Source organism: Actinoplanes sp. KI2 (assembly GCF_025630775.1).
Taxonomy (GTDB): Bacteria; Actinomycetota; Actinomycetes; order Mycobacteriales; family Micromonosporaceae; genus Actinoplanes.
Window position 1 is genome coordinate 76,249 of record NZ_JAOSZE010000026.1, and the last position, 17,920, is coordinate 94,168.

The window sequence follows — 17,920 nt, forward strand, 5'->3', positions numbered from 1 at the left end:
GGAGTGCACTCCAGTTCAAGCCCCGGCGCTAACCTGCGAGGCATGACGATCGACTTCACCGATCCGGAGGTCATCCGCGACCCGTACCCGGCCCTCGCCCGGCTGCGGTCGCGGGCGGCGGTGAGCCGGCACGAGCCGACCGGCACCTGGCTGGCTGCCTCGCACGCCGCCGCCGACACGGTGCTGCGCGACCGCCGCCTGGGCCGGTTCTGGACCGACCGGGAGCCGTCGGCCGTGTGGGAGCCGTTCAACCTGCTGCACCGCCACCAGATGATGGAGAACGAGCCGCCCGACCACACCCGGCTCCGCGGGCTGGTGGCCAAGGCGTTCGCCCGCGGCCACGTGGAACGCCTGCGCCCGGCGGTCGCCGCCGAGGCCGCCCGCCTGGTCCGCGCGGCCGGTTCCGAGTTCGACCTGCTCACCGCCGTGGCCGAACCCCTGGCGGTCACCGTGATCGCCGAACTGCTCGGCGTCCCCGAGCCGGACCGGCACCGGCTGCGCCCGTGGTCGGCGGCGATCGTCCGGATGTACGAGGTCTCCCGTACGCCCGAGGCCGAGGCCGCCGCCCTCACCGCGTGCCGCGAGTTCGCCGACTACCTGCGCGATCTGGCCGCCCGCCGGGAGGCCGACCCGCGCGACGACCTGATCACCCACCTCGTCGCCGTCCGGGACGGCACCGACCGGCTCACCGCCGACGAACTGGTCGCCTCGGCGATCCTGCTGCTCAACGCCGGGCACGAGGCCTCGGTCAACGCGCTCGGCGGCGGCGTGGTCGCCCTGCTGCGGCACCCCGCGCAGCTGGCCCGCCTCCGGGCCGACCGTGCCCTGGTACCCACCGCCGCCGAGGAGATGCTCCGCTACGACCCGCCGCTGCACATGTTCGTCCGCACCGCCGCCGCGCCGGTGACCATCGCCGGCGTCCGGATCGGTGCCGGCGAGCAGATCGCCGCCCTGCTCGGCGCGGCCAACCGCGACCCGGCCGTGTTCGCCGCGCCGGACACCTTCGACGCCGGCCGCGACCCCAACCCGCACCTCGCCTTCGGGGCCGGGCTGCACTTCTGCCTGGGCGCGCCGCTGGCCCGGATCGAGCTGGCGGCCGGCCTGACCGCGTTGCTCGACCACGCCCCGGACATGGCGCTCGCCGCGGAGCCGGTCAACCGCCCGACCTTCGTGCTGCGGGCCTACACCGCGGTGCCGCTCCGCCGGCGCGCTCGAGCGTCGTCCGGCCGATAGGCTCCGGTGCATGCGGATCTCGATCTGGCCCGGCGCCGAGCACCCGTACTCCGAGGTGCTGTCGATGGCCCGGCACGCGGCCGAAACCGGGTGGGACGGCGTCTGGTTCGCCGATCACTTCATGCCGAACGACGAGGACGACAGCGGCCCGATCCTGGAGTGCGGCTCGGTGGTGGCGGCGCTGGGCGCGACCGTGCCGCGGGTGCGGATCGGCACCCTCGTCTACGGCAACACGTACCGCCACCCGGCCGTCGTGGCCAACATGGCGGCGACCGTCGACCGGATCAGCGCGGGCCGGTTCGTCCTCGGCGTCGGCGCCGGATGGCAGATCAACGAGCATCGGCAGTACGGGATCACGCTGCCCCCGCCGAGGGAGCGGATCGACCGCTTCGAGGAGGCGGTGCAGATCATGCTCGGCCTGCTGCGGCAGCCGCGCACCACCTTCGAGGGCAAGCACTACCAGGTCGTGGACGCGGTCTGCCGGCCGCAGCCGGTGCAGGAGCCGCTGCCGCTGATGATCGGCGCGAAGGGCGAGCGGCGGATGCTCGGCATCGTCGCGAAGTATGCCGACCTGTGGAACGCGTGGGGTGTGCCGTCGTTCATCGCGCACAAGTCGGCGGTGCTCGACCGGTTCTGCGCCGAGGTCGGCCGCGATCCGAAGGCGATCGACCGGACGGCGCAGGCGCTGGTGTCGGTGGGCGAGCCGCTCCCGGACGACGCGAGCGGCCCGCCGGTGATCGGCGGGTCGCCGTCGAGGTTCGCCGACGCGGTCGCGGAGTACCGCGAGATCGGCCTCGACGAGCTGATCATCCCCGACGAGCTGCTCGGCACCGGCGCCGCCAAGCTGGCCGCGATGGACACGATCCTGGGCATCGTCCGCGGCTGACGCCCGGAAGTCTGCGCCGGAAGAGACCGCGCCGTTCAGCCGGCGGGCTTGAGCGTCGCCCGATCGATCGCGGTCACCAGCGCCTCGTCCTCGGCCAGATCCGGCGCCAGCAGCGCGAGGACGTCGCGGACCCGCCCGGCCCGGGCCTGGAACGGCCCGGCGCCCGCGTCGGCGACCGGTGCGCCGAACCCGCGCAGGTGGTCGATCCAGGCGGCGACGATCCGGATCGCGCCGGCCGGCAGCCGCCCGGCCGCGACCTCGCCGCGCAGCACCGGCAGCACGCGCACCGGCAGCTTCTGCGAGCCGTCCGCGGCGATCTGGGCGAGGGTGTGCCGGATCCGCCGGTTGCCGAACCGGGTCAGCAGCGCCTCCCGGTAGGCGGCCAGCTCGCCCGGGGGCAGCGGGACGTGCCGGCTCGCCTCGTCCCACCACTGCCGCAGCCAGCCGCGGCACTCCGGGTCGGCGACCGCATCGGCGACGGTGGCATGACCGCGGGCGCTCCCGGCGTACGCGAGAAGGCTGTGCCCGCCGTTGAGGAGCAGCAGCTTGCGCTGCTCGTGCACGGTGATGTCGGGGACGAACCGCGCTCCCCCGGCCTCCCAGCCCGGCCGGCCGGCCGGGAAGACGCCGCTGAGCACCCATTCCGTGTACGGCTCGGTGACCACCGGGACGGCGTCCTCGAACCCGGTCAGCGCGGCCGCTGCCCGGACGTCCTCACCGGTCGTGCGCGGCGTGATCCGGTCGACCACGGTGGACACGAACGCGACGTTGTCCCGGATCCACGGCACCAGCGCCGGCTCGGCGAGCGTGGTGAAGTCGAGCAGGACCCGGGCCACCGCGGCGCCGTTCTCCGGCAGGTTGTCGCAGGGCACGATTGCGATCGGGCCGCCGCCGTGGATGCGGCGCTCGGCGAGCCCGGCCATCAGCCGGCCGGGCACCGTCTGCACCGGCTCGCCGCGCAGCCATGCGGTGACGTCGGCGGCGGCCCGGCTCTCGTCCAGGCCGCCGCCGGCGTCGCGCAGGTAACCCGCCTCGGTCACCGTCAGGGTCACGACGGCCGTGCGGTGCGCGGCCAGGTGCTCGCGCCACGCCTGCAGATCGTCCGACGGGTACGCGGCGTCCAGCGCCCCGATGATCGAAGCGTCGTCGTGCTCGGGGCCGCGCACCAGCAGCGTGTACCGGCCGTGCTGGCCGTTGAGCGCCGCGGCCGCGCCCGGTGACCGGCCGGTGAAGGCCGCGATCGGCCACTCCCCGGCGTCCGGCGCGACCGACGTGTACCACGCCTGATGCGCCCGGAAGAAGTTACCGAGGCCCAGGTGGACGATCCGCATGGTTCCATCCTGGTTTCCGCCGGTGCGCTCTGCAACCAGCTCTCAGCACCCGTTGCGCATCGCGCTCACCGCCACGTCGTCGTACCAGAGGGTGTCCGCGCCCGAGCCGTAGCTCTCCCAGCCGAGCTTGAGGTCGGTGAGCTTGGGCCGCCAGGTGCGGTTGAGCCACTGGCTGTCGATGTCGTGGGTCGGCACCCCGTCCTCGAGCAGGCCGGGCACCGAGGTGCCGTTCAGCCAGGTCTGCATCGTGCCGTCCCGTCCGTCCACCTTGAACTCGACGCAGTTCCAGGTGTTCACCGGCAGCGGCGCGGAGAGCGCGACGCCGGCCGGGCTCTGCTCGGGCAGGGTGGCGTCGTCGGAGGCCCGGTTGAACTGCAGGGCACCGTTCTGGCCGCCGAAGCGCAGATCCTTGCCGCTGTCGTTGGCGTCGGCCAGGGCGACCGCGGCGACGTGCGCGGTGGGCAGCGCGGTGGTGTGCCGCACCCAGTAGCGGACGTACCAGACGTTGCTGGTGGTGCCGAGGATCTGGGTGCTGCGGACGAAGACGTGGTTGCAGTAGCCCTCGGCGCCGTTGATCCGCAGCGAGGTGCTGCCGCTGTGCGCGACGGTCCGGTCGATCGCCGCGGTGCCGGCGCCGGAGCAGTCCGGGTAGGTGACCGCCCAGGTCCCGGCGGGCGTCGTGCCGGTCTGCGACTCGAACCCGTCGCAGACCGCCGTCGCGACACAGTTCTGGGCAGGCGGCGTCGTGGGCGGCGTCGTGGGCGGTGTGGTCGGTGCCGTGGTCGGCGGTGTGGTCGGTGCGGTGGTGGGCGGAGTGGTGGGCGCGGTGGTGGGCGGTGTGGTCGTCGGGGTCGCGTCCGGTCCGCAGGCCACGCCGTTGAAGGCGAACGCGGTCGGCGTGGCGTTGGTGCCCGAGTACGTGCCCTGGAAGCCGAAGCTGGTGGACGCTCCGGCGGCCAGGCTGCCGTTCCAGGCGACGTTGGTCGCGGTGACCGCGCTGCCGGACTGGCTCACTGTCGCATTCCAGGCACTGGTCACCTTCTGATCACCGGCGAACGTCCAGGACACCGTCCAGGCGCTCACCGCCGCCCCGAGGTTGGTCACCTTCACGTCCGCGGTGAAGCCGGTGGACCAGGAGTTCGGGGTGTAGACGACGGCGCAGGCGGTGGCCGCGGTCGCCGCGGACGCCGCCGCGACGACCGTGCCGGCGCCGGCCACGACGGCGGCCACGGCCAGGGCAAGTGTTCTTCGACGCATGAGGTACTCCCGGGGATCGAGGGGGACGGAGGACAGCTGGGAGCGCTCCCAAGTATATTGATGACTGTAGTTGTCTTTGGGCGGGCGCGGAAGCGGCCGGGTTTGTACACGCTGAGCGACATGATCACCACCCCTCGTGAGTACGATATCCGTCGATTCCTTCGCGCGCGAAAGAGGCAAACACCGTTAGGTTCGGTCGGCTAACCGACAGGCCGATATGCAGGAGGCCACTCGGCGCGATTAGGTGGTTCTCGCTCGCACAGCGACCCGGGGTGGAGGAGATGGTCACGGTGACGAACGCGGTGGTTTTCGTGCAGCAGGACAGATTCGAGGTGAACGCCGCGCGCTGCCTCGACTACTGCGCTGTCCGCCGGTACGCGGTGGCCGGCCTGATCAGCGGAGACTGGCCCGCCGCGCTGCAGATGCTCGACGACGGCCTGGCCTCGGTGATCATCGTCTCCACGCCCGCCCATCTGGAGCAGGCTCAGCTGGCGGCCCCGCGCGGCGAGTCCCGGGTGGAGATCGTCCCCAAGCGGCTCAACCGGCGGCGCCCGGCCACCCGCCCGGTCGCGCGGATGGCGACGCTCACCTAAGCGGAGGGACTTCGCTGCCGACCGTTGGGGCTGGTTACAGTTCCTTGCGGTGCAGAGCAAGCGAAGGAGACGTACGGAGATGGCGCGCGACGCCGATACGACCCCGACGGGGCCCGGGTTCTCCGCGCCGTCCGCAGGACCAGGCGCCGGTAGTGACATAGCCCCTGAGCGGCTGGCGGTCTGCCTGGCCGTCCTGGCCGAGGCCGAGGCGCTTCCGCCCGAGCATCCCGACGCGGTGGCCGTGCGGCGCGCGACGGCCGGTCTGTTCAAGACGGTCAAGCTGCAGCGCCGGCGGGAGCGGCGGGACGCGATCCTCGCCGCCGATCGCGAGGTCACCGAGGCGACCGCGACCGGCGCGCCGGGCCGGATCGACGACGAGACCGCCGGCATTCCGCTGCGGACCAGCGTCACCGGCGGCACGGCCGGGGTGCTGCGCCAGCCTCGCGGCTGCTACACCTGCAAGCAGCGCTACACCGTGGTCGACGCGTTCTACCACCAGCTCTGCCCGGCCTGCGCGGCGCTCAACCACGCGAAACGCGACGCCCGCACCGACCTGACCGGACGCCGGGCGTTGCTCACCGGCGGCCGCGCCAAGATCGGCATGTACATCGCGCTGCGGCTGCTGCGCGACGGCGCCGACCTGACCATCACCACCCGCTTCCCGCACGACGCGGTCCGCCGCTACTCGGCGATGCCGGACAGCGCCGACTGGCTGCACCGGCTGCGGGTGGTCGGCCTCGATCTGCGCGACCCGGCCCAGGTGGTCGGCCTCGCCGACTCGGTCGCGCAGCGCGGCCCGCTGGACATCCTGATCAACAACGCCGCCCAGACCGTACGCCGCACGGCCGGCGCCTACGCGGCGATCGCGGCGGCCGAGGGCGAGCCGCTGCCCGCCGGTCCGCTGCCTGAGCTGGAGTATTTCGGCACGGCCGGGGCCTCCCCCGCGGCGGCGCTCACCGCGGGCGCGTCGACGCTCACCCCGCGGCAGGTCACCGAGCTCGCGCTGGTCGCCCGCTCGGCCGAGATCGACGCGGGCGGCCTGGTCCCCGACGTCACGCCGACCAACAGCTGGAGCGACCGGGTGCACGAGGTCGACCCCCTCGAACTGCTCGAGGTCCAGCTGTGCAACGTGACGGCGCCGTTCGTACTGGTCAGCCGGCTGCGCGAGGCGATGACCCGGTCGAGCTTCCCGCGCCGCTACGTGGTGAACGTGTCGGCCATGGAGGGTGTCTTCGCCCGCGGCTACAAGGGCGCCGGCCACCCGCACACGAACATGGCGAAGGCCTCGCTGAACATGCTGACCCGCACCAGCGCGGACGACCTGTTCGCCGACGGGATCCTGATGACCAGCGTGGACACCGGCTGGATCACCGATGAGCGGCCGCATCCCACCAAGACCCGGCTGGCCGGCGAGGGTTTCCACGCGCCGCTCGACCTGGTGGACGGCGCGGCCCGGGTCTACGACCCGATCGTCCGCGGCGAGCGCGGCGAGGACCTGTACGGCTGCTTCCTCAAGGACTACGCGCCCGGCGCCTGGTGACGGAACGAGCCGCACCCCGCGGGGTGCGGCTCGCCTCTCTTGCCGGTAGGTCAGCCGAGATCGGCAACGACCGAGTGGCCACCGCCACCGCCACCGCCGCCACCGCCACCGCCACCGCCGCCGCCAGGCCAGCTAGGACCGCCGCCGCCAGGCCCGCCAGGACCGCCGGGACCGCCGCCGCCAGGCCCACCAGGCCCGCCAGGACCGCCAGGCCCGCCAGGCCCGCCAGGACCGCCGCCGCCAGGACCGCCGCCACCGGGACCGCCAGGACCGCCGCCGCCGGGACCGTTACCGCCGCCGGGCCACCACGGGTGGTGCGGATCCCACATACCGTGGCCTTGCCACCACTGGCCGGACCAGTGGCCCGGCCAGTAACCCGGCCAGCCATTACCCCAGTCGTAGCTGTTGACGATCAGGGCGACGTATCGGGGGCCACTACGGCATTCGAAGCTGTACCACCATCCGCGGCGCTGGCCGAACCAGCCGGCCCGGTTGCAGGCCCAGTAGCTGGGGAAGAACCCGACGAGCCGGTATCGGCGCGCCTGCGTGGTGAGGGTGGAATCGGACTGCGTGGTGGCTCGAACGGCCGAGGTGTCCGACGCGGCAAGAGCAGGTCCACCACCGACTGCTACGGCGCCCGTGGTGGCCAGGCCGAGGCCCGACATCAGGAGCGTCCGGGTAAATCGGTTCATGTCACACCTTCTCTAGACAAATTTCCATGCCTGCCCAGGGAAACATGACCGCGGAACGTTACCTGAGGGTATCTGTGGGTCCATGCCGATCGTGAACGAACGGACTCCGCCTACCTCTCGCGCCCATCCGGCGCCTCTTCGGGCTCTTCCGGCAGGGCGAGGTACGCCGGGCGCAACAGGTCGGCAATCGGGCGGCCCTCGTGCGCCAGCGGCGGCGGATCCAGCTGGTCGAGCAGGGCGTCGGGCCGCGAGACGGCTCCCGGACGGCCGGTGATCGCGGCCACGGACGTCACCTCCGTCCCCCAGAACTCCTCTTCCCACCCGGCTTCCGGAGGGGGCGGTTCGGAAACATCAGAGTCTTCGCTCCTGGCCGCCGGCCCCGCCGCCGCCCTCAGCTCCCGCAGGTGCAGCAGCAGCTCGTCCCGGTGCCGCCCGCGCCAGGCGAAGACGCCGAACGGGTCCTCCTCGAACGAGCGGGCCAGGGCGTAGCAGGTCGCGGCGAGATGCACGCACGGCATCGGCCACCGCTCGCAGCCGCAGTCCATCGCGACCTCGTCGAGCGACAGCGGCACGAGACTGAGCCCGGCTCCGGCGAAGACCGCGCCGATCCCGGCCGGCATCCGGCCGGCGAGCAGGTCGGCCGCGAACCGCGCCTCGGCGACGAGGTCCTGCTCGACCCGCGCCCACTCCGAGGCGCCGAAGGACCGCACCGCGATCCGCGCCCGGAACGCCTTGGGGTCGTCCGGCCCACGCACCAGCGCCACGACCAGGCTGCCGGAGATGGTCAGCTGCCGGACGTGCCCGTTGCGCTCGTCGCGCCGCCCGCGGGCGAACGTGGGACCCATCCGCAACGACTCGAAGGTCCCGAGAAAGGCAAGGGCGAGCGGATCGTCAGTCAACTATCGCCTCCGGTGCCAGACGGACCAGGTCACGCAGCTCGGCGGTGTCCAGGACGGTGAGCCAGCTCTCGCCGTTGCCGACCACCCGGGAGGCGAGCATCCCCTTGTCGGCGAGCAGCCGGTCGATCCGCTCCTCGAGGGTGCCGAGGCAGACCAGCGTGTGCACCCGCACGTCGCGCCGCTGCCCGATCCGGAACGCCCGGTCGGTGGCCTGCGCCTCGGTCGCCGGGTTCCACCAGCGGTCGACGTGCACGACGTGGTTGGCCGCGGTCAGGTTGAGCCCGGTGCCGCCGGCCTTCAGCGAGAGCACGAAGATCCCCGGTCGCGGGTCGTCCTGGAACGCGGCGACCATCGCATCCCGGTCGGCCCGCGACGTGCCGCCGTGCAGGTAGCGCACCGGCACCCCGAACCGGGCGGCCAGATGCGGGGTGAGCATCGCGCCGAACCTCGCGAACTGGGTGAACACCAGCGCGCTCTCCCCGTCGGCCAGCGCGGCGTCCAGGATCTCCTCGAGCCGCTCCAGCTTGCCCGACCGGCCGGGCAGCGGCGAGCCGTCCCCGAGCAGCAGCGCCGGGTGCACGCACACCTGTTTCAGCTTGGTCATCGCGGCCAGCACGATGCCCTTGTTCCACTTGTCGCTGCTCTCGGCGAGGTGGGTGGTCATGTCGTCGAGCACCGCGCGGTACAGCGTGGCCTGTTCCGGGGTGAGCCCGCACAGGTGCCGCACCGCCCGCTTCTCCGGCAGGTCGCTGATCACCGCGGCGTCGGATTTCGCCCGGCGCAGCAGGAACGGCCGGGTGGCGTGCCGCAGCCGGGCCGCCGCCTCCTCGTCGCCGAACCGCTCGACCGGCACCGCGAACCGGGCCCGGAACGTGTGCGCGGAGGCGAGCAGGCCCGGGTTCAGGAAGTCGAGGATCGACCACAACTCGGCCAGGCGGTTCTCCACCGGCGTACCGGTCAGGGCGATGCGCACCCGGGCGGGAAACTTGCGGACGGCCTTGGCCACCGCGCTGCCGCTGTTCTTGATGTGCTGCGCCTCGTCGAGCACGACGCGGTCCCAGTCGACGGCGGCCAGCTCGTCGGCGTCGCGGGTCGCCGTGGCGTAGGTGGTGAGCACGATGTCGGCGCCGGCCAGCGCGGCCGGCTTGGGCCGCTCGGCGCCGTGCAGCACCGTCACGGTCAGCGAGGGCGCGAACCGGGCCGCCTCCCGCTGCCAGTTGCCGAGCACCGACAGCGGGCAGATCAGCAGGGCCGGCCCGGCCCGCCGGTGCAGCAGCAGCGCGAGCAGCTGAACGGTCTTCCCGAGGCCCATGTCGTCGGCGAGGCAGGCGCCCAGCCCGAGACCGTCGAGAAAGGCCAACCACGAGAAACCCCGGATCTGGTACGGGCGGAGCACGCCCACCAGACCCGGCGGCGGATCGAGCAACTCGAGCCGCTGGTCGAGCTCGCCGGAGAGCAGGTCGGCCAGCCACCCCTTGCCGCCGACCGCGGTCACCGCCAGCGGCAGCTCCTCCGGCGGCAACAGTTTGATCGTCCGAAGTGCCGTGCCCGCGGTCATCGACCCGCCGCCGCGCTCGAGGAACCGCAGGCCCGCCGCGAGATGGCCGGGGTCGAGGTGCACCCAGCGCCCGCGCAGCCGGACCAGCGGCACCTTGGCCCGGGCGAGATCGACCAGCTCGGACTCGGTCAGCGGCTCCCCGCCGATCGCCAGCCCCCACCGGTAGTCGACCAGGTGGGCGAGGTCGGCCGCCTCGTCCCGCAGCACCGGGGTGATCGGGTCGCGGCCGCGCAGGTCGAGGGCGAGGCCGAGGCTCTGCCGTTCCCGCCACCAGGTCGGCAGCAGCACGCCGTAGCCGGCCTCCTCGAGGACCCCGGCCTGGCAGAGGAACGCGTGCGCCTCGGCGGTGTCGAGCACCATGTCGACCGGCCGCGGCACGCGCAGCGCGGCCTGCAGGCCGGGGAAGAGGCGGGCGGCCCGGCCCAGCCCGCCGAGCAACCGCTCCTGCGGATGCCGGGTCCAGCGGCGCAGTGGGGCGTACTCGTCCCGCCAGATGTCGGCGGCGGTGACCAGGGCGCTCGGCTCGTCCACCGCCTGCAGCAGGAACTCGAGCAGCCAGCCGTCGCGGCCCCGCGCGCCGGCCTGCGGATCGGTGGCGTCCGGCTCCTCGTCGAGCTCATGCAGGTGGCTGAGCCGGAAACACAGGCGGACGGCGGCACCGGCGGCCGCGCTCGCGTGCCAGGCGTCGAGGCGCTCGGCCAGCTCGTCGGCGAGCGCCGGGGCCGCCGTGAACGCGGCGTCGCCGGTGAGCGCGGCCAGCCAGCCGTCGCCGATCTCCACCCCGGACAGCGCCAGGCGGGTGCGGACCAGGCCGTCCACCAGCCGGTGCAGGGCGGCGGCCTGCAGCTCGGCCGCGGGCAGCGCGCCGGTCGCGGCGCGGCAGGCGGGCGGCATGCGGCGCAGCAGGCCGGCGTGGTGGATCGCGTCGAAGCCGGTCAGGACCGGGCGCCACCGGGCCGTGGGGCCGCCGGGGAGCACCGCCGGCAGCACCCGGCCGCGCCGGACCAGGTCGGTGGCGAACGAGCAGAGGTCGATCAGCCACCGGGCGTCGTGCCCGACGCGGCCGTCGAACTCGTCGGCGAGGTCGTCGTCGACGAACGGCACGGCCACGGCCGGCACCCGCCACGATCGCGGCCGGGGCGTCCCGCGCCGCGGTGCGAGCCCGAGCTGCGGCGACGGCAGCGGGCCGACCGTGGTCGAGGGCAGCACCAGGGCGACGTCCGCGAGGTCCTCACCCGCCGGCAGCCGGTCCCGCTCGACGGCGAACGGGTGCCCGCTCCCCCGCCGGAACTCAGCTGCCAGGTCGGACTCGCCCCAGAGGCAGAGCGCGCCGTCGGCACCCAGGAAGCCGTGCAGGACCCGGACGCCGGCCTGAACCACAGCCGTCATGATCGGCGCGTCCAGACGATGTCGGGCGGCCGCACGCGGGCGCATCTCGGGTCGCCGCACTCGTCGGTGAGGCCGAGCTCCCCCACCAGGACGCCGCCGTCCTGGTAGGCGTCGCGCAGCACCGCGGTCGGGATGTCGCCGAACATCAGCTTGGCGCGGCGGAACATGTCGAACCTGTCACCGTCGACGTTTCCCCAGCTCAGGTAGAGGAAGCGGGCCCCCGGCCGACCGTGCACGAAGGGCCCGCCCACATCGAGGAGGTCGTCGATCTCCCGCACCGTGACGTCGAACTCCCAGGCGACCGCCCCCGCGGTCACCGGGAAGCGCTCGACCACCTCGGCCTTGCGCTGCACCCCGACATGCACGTTCCGCAGGCGCAACTCGTCGCCGCCGGGCAGGTCCCGCCCCTCGATCCGCATCCGCACCCGACCGACTCTAGGCCGGGGGTACGACACGTCGCCGGTCAAGCGTTGTCACGGACCCAGGCATCGACCAGGCCGCCGAAGTGGCCGAGGAACTTCTCGTGCTCGTGCAGGGGGTAGGTGGCGCGGACCGTCTCGCGCAGCAGCGAGCGGAACTCCTCCGAGCTGACCCAGTCGTAGACGATCTCGTTCACCCGGGACAGGTGGGTGTCGCAGAAGTCGCGGTAGCGGTCCGTCTCGAAGTACTCGTCGGCGAGCCGGCGATATTCGCTCAGCTTCTCGGCGTACGACCGGGACGGGTCGTCGCCGATGGCGAAGTACCGGGCGGTGTCCGTGTCGAGGCGCGGGCGGCGGCCGGTGACCACGCAGTAGACCGTCCAGCGCAGCAGGGCCGCCATCGCCCACGGGAAGTAGTAGTGCAGCGAGGTGATGGCCACGTCCGGGCAGGCGTTCGCGTAGTCGATCGGGTGGACGTCGGTGCCGCGCACGAGCGCCTCGCACGAGTTGAACTCCCAGCGGAAGAACGCGTTGACCAGCCGGGAGATGGTCACCACCTCGTCACCCACGTCGGCGGCGAGGAAGTTGTGGTCGACCTCGTAACGGGCGTGCATGGGCTGCTCGGGGCGGAACTTCATCACCATCGTCTCCGGGCCGATGGTCAGCGAGCGGGCGAAGACGTCGTAGTTCTCCACCGCCGCCTGCAGGTGCATCAGGCGCTCGCCGGAGGCGTCGTAGGCGGCGTGCAGCTCGGTGGGGTTGCGGATGCGGGAGACGCCGACCCAGGCGCCGCCGTCGTACGGCTTCATGTACATCGGATAGCCGACCTGCGCGGCGGTCTCGTCCAGGTCGAAGGCCTGGTTGTAGCGGGCCGCGGTGTACGCGTACCGCGAGTTGTCCAGCGGGTTCTTGTACGGGACCAGCACCGTCTCCGGCACCTTGAGGCCGAGCCGCATCATCGCGCAGTAGGCCGCGTGCTTCTCCATCGACTGGAACGTGAACGGACTGTTCAGCAGGTACACGTCGTCCATCAGGGCGATCTTCTTGAGCCACTCGCGGGGGTGGTAGTACCAGTACGCGAGGCGGTCGATGACCAGGTCGTGCTTCGGGCGGTAGCGCAGGTTGAACGGCTCGATGGTGACCCGGACCGAGCCGGTGCGGTGGGTCCGGCCGTCCGGGCCGGTGACCACGCCGAGCCGGCGCAGCAGCGCCTCGTACGCGCGCGGCCAGTCGTCCTCGGTGCCCAGCAACAGTCCGATGGTGTGCTCGACGTCGGCCACGTCGTCCTCCCGGGGTAGAAGAAGCTACGGCCAGACCCGCTGCAGCAGCGAGGTCAGATGCGGGTCGAGGGCGTCGCGCCACCCGATCCAGTTGTGCGCGTCACGGTTCTCCGCGAAGGTCACCTCGTAGCCCTGCCGGCGCAGGGTCGCGGCCAGGTCGCGGTTGTTGGCGAGGTTCTCCTCGACCCGGCCGCAGGTCAGCGCGGCCGGCACGGCGGGACCGGCGTCGGCGCGGAGCACCTGGCTGACGAACCGGGTGATCCGCTGGTAGCGCGCGAAGCCGGACTCCTGGGCGTCGAAGCGGGGCTGGAAGAAGCTGCCGGACTGCAGGAACAGGCCGGCGAACAGCTCCGGAGCGGTGCGCTGGGCGTGCAGCATGCCCAGCGCGCCGAGGCTGACGCCGGCGCCGATCACCGGCGCTGTCGCGCCGAGCTGCGCGAACACCTGCGGCAGGAGCTTGGTGGTCAGCATTTTCGCGTACGCCGGGGAGGCCGAGTACGACTCGAACCGATCCTCGGCCGCCAGCAGTACCAGGTGGAACGGTTCGACCCGGCCGGCCGCGATCGAGGCCGCGGCATACCGGCCGAGCCCGGCGTACCGCTGGTAGTCGGTGCCGTCGTGGGCGATCAGCACCCGGTCGGCGGGGCAGGCCGGCGACCAGGCCCGGATCAGCGGGCCGAGGTCGTGCCAGTCGCCGTCGGCGGGCGGCAGGTGCAGCCAGTCCGGCTCGCGGTAGTCGGGGCACCACAGCACCGAGGAGTCGCCGTAGCCGCCCGGCGCCCGCCGCGGGTTGCCCGGGTCGCAGATCGTCTCGCGGTGACCGTCGCGGTGGGTCAGCTCGAGCCGGTACTCGATCCGGGCCGCGTCCGGCCGCGGGAGCCGCAGCTCCCAGCGCCGATCCCCGGGCGAGTAGGCGAACTCGGGGGAGCCCAGGAAACCGCACACCAGCCGTACGGCGGACAGCTCTTGCTCTTGATCGGGCAGCCGGAAGCAGGCGGTGTCGCCGTCACACCAAGCCCCGGCGACCCGCTTCATGTCCGCACATTAACCGGCGGCCGCCGATCGCGCGCGGGATCAGAGATCACCGTTGGACAGCGAGAACGTCACGGCGGACGACGGGGACGGCGGCAGCCCGAACATCTCGGTCAGTCCGGTGACGCGCAGTTGCCGATGGACGAACTCGCTCGGGTTGCGCAGCAGGAACCGGGTGCCCACCTCGCGGGCCGCGCGATGGCCGCTGACCAGCGTGCCGATGCCGAGCGAATCCATGAAGACCACGAAGGTCAGGTCGACGATCAGGGTGACCGGGCGCTCCCGCTGCAACGTGCCGAGGATGGCCGTGCGCAGCGCGTCCACGGTGGCCGCGTCGAGACTGCCGCGGACCTCGATGACGAGGACGCCGTCAGCCTGACGGCGAATCGTCACCACCGCCTCTCCCATCGCCTCACCGTACCGCCCTGCCCCCGCGTCCGCAGGCGGCCCACCGGTTTCGGTACCGCTCTCGACTTGCGGACGGTAACCACCTGAGCACAAGGTGAGATCGGTAGCCGCCAATGGCAAAGGATGGTGGACCATGGCAACGACATCGGGCCGGCCGGGGATCTTCGCGGTACGGGACGTGCGCTCCCTGATCACCGAGACGGCCGAGGAGGGGCACGGCCTCAAGAAGGCGGTCGGGGTGACCCAGCTGACCGCCATGGGCGTGGGCGCCATCATCGGCACCGGGATCTTCGTGGTGATCGGCAAGGGCGCCGGGATCGCCGGCCCCGCGGTCATCCTGTCGTTCGTGCTGGCCGCGGTGGCCTGCGTCTTCTCCGCGCTGTCCTACGCGGAGCTGGCGTCGTCCATCCCGGTCAGCGGCAGCGCGTACACCTACTCGTACGCGACGCTGGGCGAACTGGTCGCCTGGATCATCGGCTGGGACCTCATTCTCGAGTACGGGGTGTCGGTCGCCGGCATCGCGGTCGGCTGGGGCGGCAACCTGAACGCGTTCCTGGACGCCGCGTTCAACTACCAGCTGCCGGACGCGATCGCGAAGTCGCCGTCCGAGGGCGGCACGTTCAACCTGCCGGCCGTCTTCGTCGTCCTGGCCATCACCTTCGTGCTGGTCCGGGGGGTGACCGAGTCCGCCCGGGTCAACCTGGTCATGGTCGTCATCAAGCTCGCCATCCTGGTGTTCTTCCTGGTGGTCGCGTTCGCGAACTTCGGCACCGGCAACTTCACCCCGTTCGCCCCGGCCGGATTCCACGGGGTGACCGCCGCCGCGGCGGTCATCTTCTTCGCGTACATCGGCTTCGACGCGGTCTCCACCGGCAGCGAGGAAGCCCGCAACCCGGCCCGTGACCTGCCCTGGGCGATCATCGGCTCGCTGCTGATCTGCACGGTGTTCTACGTGCTCACCGCCGTCGGCGCGCTCGGCATCGCCTCCCCCGACACTATGAAGGGCAGCGACGCACCCCTCGCCACCGCGCTGGACAAGGGCGCCGGCATCGGCTGGGCGGCGGCGATCCTCGCGCTCGGCGCGGTCGTCGCGATCACCAGCGTGGTTCTGGTGATCTTCTACGGCCAGACCCGGATCATGTTCGCGATGTGCCGGGACGGGCTGATGCCGCAGCGGCTCGCCGTGGTCAACCAGCGCTACGGCACCCCGGCCCGGCTGACCGTCGGCCTAGGCGTGCTGATCGCGATCCTGGCCGCGCTGGTCCCGCTCGGCACCATCGTCGAACTGGTCAACATCGGCACGCTGTTCGCGTTCGTGCTGGTCAACATCGGCGTGATCATCCTGCGCCGGACCCGGCCGGAGATGCCGCGCCCGTACCGGGTGCCGTGGGTGCCGGTGCTGCCGATACTCGGGGTGGCGTTCGCCGTCTACCTGATGACCGACCTGCCGGCCCTGACCTGGTTGCGGTTTGGCATCTGGCTGGCGGTCGGATTGCTCATCTACGCGGTGTACGGCTACCGCAACTCCCGGGTCCGCACCGAGCCGGTGGCCGGCACGCCGGGCTGGGCGCGCGAGCCCGAGCCGGGTGACGAGCCGTGACCGGGCCGGTGATCGCGGGCGCGCCCGGCACCGGGGCGCTCACGCTGGGCCGGTGGCTCGCCGAGACCCTCGGTGCGCCGCTGATCGTCGCGGTGGTGCACCCGGCGCCCTCCGCGCTCGGCTCGGGCCGGGTGGACGCCGAGTGGGTCGCCGACCGGCATCGGGCCGCGCGGCAGGTGCTCGACGAGGCACGCTCCGCGCTCGGTGACGCACCCGCCGAGTACCGCACGATCGCCTCCTCGTCGGCCGCGCACGGGCTGCACGATCTCGCCGAGCAGGTGGATGCCTCGGTCATCGTGGTCGGCCGGCCGGGCAGCACGGCCGAGCGGCTGCTGTCCGGCAGCGTCTGCCCGGTCGCGGTGGCACCGGCGGACCACACCGACCCGCCCGGCGCGTTCGGGACCATCGGCGTGGCCTACGTGGACACCCCGGACGGGCGCGCCGCGCTGACCCAGGCGGCCGCGCTGGCCGCCCGCACCGGGGCCCGGCTGCGCCTGTACACGGTGGTCGCCTCGGGCCGGGGCGCGGTGCCGTTCCTGACCGGGCAGGACGCCGAGCAGGCGTTCCTGGAGACCGCCCGGGAGGTGTACGAGCAGTCCCTCGACGCCGCGGTCGCCTCGGTACCGGACTGCGACGCCGACGGGCGGGTGATCGGCGGCAACGTGGTCGACGTGCTGGCCGGCCTGGACGACGTGGACGTGCTGTTCTGCGGCTCGCGCGGCTACGGCCCGGCCCGCCGGGTGCTGCTCGGCGGTGTCTCGGCCCGCCTGATCAAACGCGCCAAGCGCCCGGTGGTGGTCGTCCCGCGCAGCGGCTGACGGTCCGGCAGGCCGGCGGTTGGCCCGCGCGGCGGCTAAGGGGCGCGGTGCCGGCCGCCGGCCTGGGAGGTGGGCTGGTCGATCCAGTTCGAGACGACGACCGGGGCCAGGTCGCGCAGCGGCACGTAGACCCGGGCGTCCACCGCCTCGCCCAGCAGCAGCGCGGCGACCAGGGCGGTCGGGCGCTCGGCCGGGTCCTTGGCCAGGCAGCGCGAGCAGAGGTCGACCACCTCGCCCGGCAGCGCGGGAATCTCCGGCAGTGGCTCTGGGTCGCGCTTGCAGGCCGCCTCGACCAGCTCGGTCGGCGAGGCGGCGGTCCACGGCAGGCGGCCGGACAGGCACTGGTAGAGCAGCGTGCCGAGGGCGAACATGTCGGTCGCCGGGGTGGCCGGATGACCCGCGAAGCGCTCCGGCGCCACGAACGCGGGGGTGCCCATCACCGGGCCGTCCGGGTCCGGGTCGGCCGAGCCCACCGCGGCGGCGATCCCGAAGTCGAGCACCTTCGCCCCGGACGGGGTGAGCATGATGTTGCCGGGCTTGATGTCGCGGTGCACCACGTGCTCGGCGTGCGCGGCGGCCAGGCCGGCGGCGACCTCGGCGCAGATCCGCACGGCGATCCGCCAGTCGAGTGGGCCGGCCCGCAGGTGCTCGCCCAGCGTGCGGCCCTCCACCAGCTCCATCACGATGTACGGCTGGTCGGCGCAGGTGCCGAAGTCGTGCACGCCGGCCACGTTCGGGTGGGCGAGCCGGGCCGCCGACCGCGCCTCGGCCTGGACCAGCTCGGCCGTCACGTCCTGGCCGGGCGCGATCACCTTGACGGCGACCGGCCGGTCGAGCACCGCGTCGTGGCCGTGCCACACTTCGGACATACCGCCCCGGCCGATCCGCCGGAGCAGCCGATACCTGCCGCCGAGGGTCCGCGCTGCCATGACCGGCGCGGTACCCGGCGGAGATCCCGCACAAACGCTGTACTCCGATACTGTAT

Annotated in this window: 16 protein-coding genes; 6 read left to right on the plus strand and 10 right to left on the minus strand. The window is 72.9% G+C overall.

Features of this window, described 5'->3' with window-relative positions; all coding sequences use genetic code 11:
- Positions 1-42: 42 nt before the first annotated feature.
- Entirely contained in the window at positions 43-1,233 is a 1,191-nt protein-coding gene (locus ODJ79_RS26740) for a cytochrome P450 (RefSeq protein ID WP_263026342.1), read from the plus strand.
- A 10-nt stretch (positions 1,234-1,243) separates the two neighbouring features.
- Positions 1,244-2,119 (plus strand): LLM class flavin-dependent oxidoreductase, encoded by an 876-nt coding sequence (locus ODJ79_RS26745; protein ID WP_263026343.1) that lies wholly within the window; start codon positions 1,244-1,246, stop codon positions 2,117-2,119.
- 35 nt (positions 2,120-2,154) lie between these two features.
- Here ODJ79_RS26745 and ODJ79_RS26750 read toward each other — a convergent pair whose 3' ends face one another.
- Entirely contained in the window at positions 2,155-3,450 is a 1,296-nt protein-coding gene (locus ODJ79_RS26750; RefSeq protein ID WP_263026344.1) for a mannitol dehydrogenase family protein, read from the minus strand.
- Between the two features lie 42 nt (positions 3,451-3,492).
- Positions 3,493-4,707, minus strand: coding sequence for a cellulose-binding domain-containing protein (locus ODJ79_RS26755; protein ID WP_263026345.1), 1,215 nt, complete (start codon positions 4,705-4,707; stop codon positions 3,493-3,495).
- A gap of 281 nt (positions 4,708-4,988) precedes the next feature.
- Here ODJ79_RS26755 and ODJ79_RS26760 point away from each other — a divergent pair, with 281 nt between their 5' ends.
- Both ODJ79_RS26760 and ODJ79_RS26765 read left to right on the plus strand, forming a co-directional pair.
- Positions 4,989-5,300: a hypothetical protein gene (locus tag ODJ79_RS26760; protein WP_263026346.1), complete on the plus strand. Its 312-nt coding sequence runs from the start codon at positions 4,989-4,991 to the stop codon at positions 5,298-5,300.
- A 79-nt stretch (positions 5,301-5,379) separates the two neighbouring features.
- Positions 5,380-6,840, plus strand: coding sequence for an SDR family oxidoreductase (locus ODJ79_RS26765; protein WP_263026347.1), 1,461 nt, complete (start codon positions 5,380-5,382; stop codon positions 6,838-6,840).
- Here ODJ79_RS26765 and ODJ79_RS26770 read toward each other — a convergent pair.
- From ODJ79_RS26770 to ODJ79_RS26800, 7 genes are all read right to left on the minus strand, one after another.
- Entirely contained in the window at positions 6,812-7,228 is a 417-nt protein-coding gene (locus ODJ79_RS26770) for a hypothetical protein (protein ID WP_263026348.1), read from the minus strand. The two genes, ODJ79_RS26765 and ODJ79_RS26770, sit on opposite strands and share 29 nt — an antisense overlap.
- A gap of 414 nt (positions 7,229-7,642) precedes the next feature.
- Positions 7,643-8,431, minus strand: a complete 789-nt coding sequence (locus tag ODJ79_RS26775) for a hypothetical protein (RefSeq protein WP_263026349.1) — start codon at positions 8,429-8,431, stop codon at positions 7,643-7,645.
- Positions 8,424-11,378, minus strand: a complete 2,955-nt coding sequence (locus ODJ79_RS26780; RefSeq protein ID WP_263026350.1) for a DEAD/DEAH box helicase — start codon at positions 11,376-11,378, stop codon at positions 8,424-8,426. Before ODJ79_RS26780 ends, ODJ79_RS26775 begins: the two co-directional genes overlap by 8 nt.
- Positions 11,375-11,797: a DUF5990 family protein gene (locus ODJ79_RS26785; protein ID WP_263026418.1), complete on the minus strand. Its 423-nt coding sequence runs from the start codon at positions 11,795-11,797 to the stop codon at positions 11,375-11,377. The genes ODJ79_RS26780 and ODJ79_RS26785 overlap by 4 nt, the downstream gene beginning before the upstream one ends.
- A gap of 44 nt (positions 11,798-11,841) precedes the next feature.
- A complete protein-coding gene (locus tag ODJ79_RS26790; protein WP_263026351.1) occupies positions 11,842-13,077 on the minus strand; it encodes a RimK family alpha-L-glutamate ligase in 1,236 nt (411 codons plus the stop codon).
- Positions 13,078-13,101: 24 nt separating this feature from the next.
- A complete protein-coding gene (locus ODJ79_RS26795; protein ID WP_263026352.1) occupies positions 13,102-14,112 on the minus strand; it encodes an alpha/beta hydrolase in 1,011 nt (336 codons plus the stop codon).
- A gap of 39 nt (positions 14,113-14,151) precedes the next feature.
- On the minus strand, positions 14,152-14,517 hold the full coding sequence (locus ODJ79_RS26800; protein WP_263026353.1) for an STAS domain-containing protein: 366 nt from the start codon (positions 14,515-14,517) through the stop codon (positions 14,152-14,154).
- A gap of 133 nt (positions 14,518-14,650) precedes the next feature.
- Between ODJ79_RS26800 and ODJ79_RS26805 the strand changes: the two genes are divergently transcribed.
- Both ODJ79_RS26805 and ODJ79_RS26810 read left to right on the plus strand, forming a co-directional pair.
- On the plus strand, positions 14,651-16,117 hold the full coding sequence (locus ODJ79_RS26805; RefSeq protein WP_263026354.1) for an amino acid permease: 1,467 nt from the start codon (positions 14,651-14,653) through the stop codon (positions 16,115-16,117).
- Positions 16,114-16,935, plus strand: coding sequence for a universal stress protein (locus ODJ79_RS26810; RefSeq protein WP_263026355.1), 822 nt, complete (start codon positions 16,114-16,116; stop codon positions 16,933-16,935). The genes ODJ79_RS26805 and ODJ79_RS26810 overlap by 4 nt, the downstream gene beginning before the upstream one ends.
- A 35-nt stretch (positions 16,936-16,970) precedes the next feature.
- Here the strand turns inward: ODJ79_RS26810 and ODJ79_RS26815 are convergent, their stop codons facing one another.
- On the minus strand, positions 16,971-17,864 hold the full coding sequence (locus tag ODJ79_RS26815) for a serine/threonine-protein kinase (RefSeq protein ID WP_263026356.1): 894 nt from the start codon (positions 17,862-17,864) through the stop codon (positions 16,971-16,973).
- Positions 17,865-17,920: the final 56 nt, after the last annotated feature.

Bases quoted from the DNA above. Each gene is read 5' to 3' on its own strand.
- ODJ79_RS26780 (WP_263026350.1), bottom strand. From the start codon at position 11,378: ATGACGGCTGTGGTTCAGGCCGGCGTCCGGGTCCTGCACGGCTTCCTG.
- ODJ79_RS26760 (WP_263026346.1), top strand. From the start codon at position 4,989: ATGGTCACGGTGACGAACGCGGTGGTTTTCGTGCAGCAGGACAGATTC.
- ODJ79_RS26770 (WP_263026348.1), bottom strand. From the start codon at position 7,228: ATGGCTGGCCGGGTTACTGGCCGGGCCACTGGTCCGGCCAGTGGTGGC.
- ODJ79_RS26800 (WP_263026353.1), bottom strand. From the start codon at position 14,517: ATGGGAGAGGCGGTGGTGACGATTCGCCGTCAGGCTGACGGCGTCCTC.
- ODJ79_RS26815 (WP_263026356.1), bottom strand. From the start codon at position 17,864: ATGGCAGCGCGGACCCTCGGCGGCAGGTATCGGCTGCTCCGGCGGATC.
- ODJ79_RS26740 (WP_263026342.1), top strand. From the start codon at position 43: ATGACGATCGACTTCACCGATCCGGAGGTCATCCGCGACCCGTACCCG.
- ODJ79_RS26785 (WP_263026418.1), bottom strand. From the start codon at position 11,797: ATGCGGATCGAGGGGCGGGACCTGCCCGGCGGCGACGAGTTGCGCCTG.
- ODJ79_RS26805 (WP_263026354.1), top strand. From the start codon at position 14,651: ATGGCAACGACATCGGGCCGGCCGGGGATCTTCGCGGTACGGGACGTG.
- ODJ79_RS26745 (WP_263026343.1), top strand. From the start codon at position 1,244: ATGCGGATCTCGATCTGGCCCGGCGCCGAGCACCCGTACTCCGAGGTG.
- ODJ79_RS26755 (WP_263026345.1), bottom strand. From the start codon at position 4,707: ATGCGTCGAAGAACACTTGCCCTGGCCGTGGCCGCCGTCGTGGCCGGC.
- ODJ79_RS26765 (WP_263026347.1), top strand. From the start codon at position 5,380: ATGGCGCGCGACGCCGATACGACCCCGACGGGGCCCGGGTTCTCCGCG.
- ODJ79_RS26795 (WP_263026352.1), bottom strand. From the start codon at position 14,112: ATGAAGCGGGTCGCCGGGGCTTGGTGTGACGGCGACACCGCCTGCTTC.
- ODJ79_RS26750 (WP_263026344.1), bottom strand. From the start codon at position 3,450: ATGCGGATCGTCCACCTGGGCCTCGGTAACTTCTTCCGGGCGCATCAG.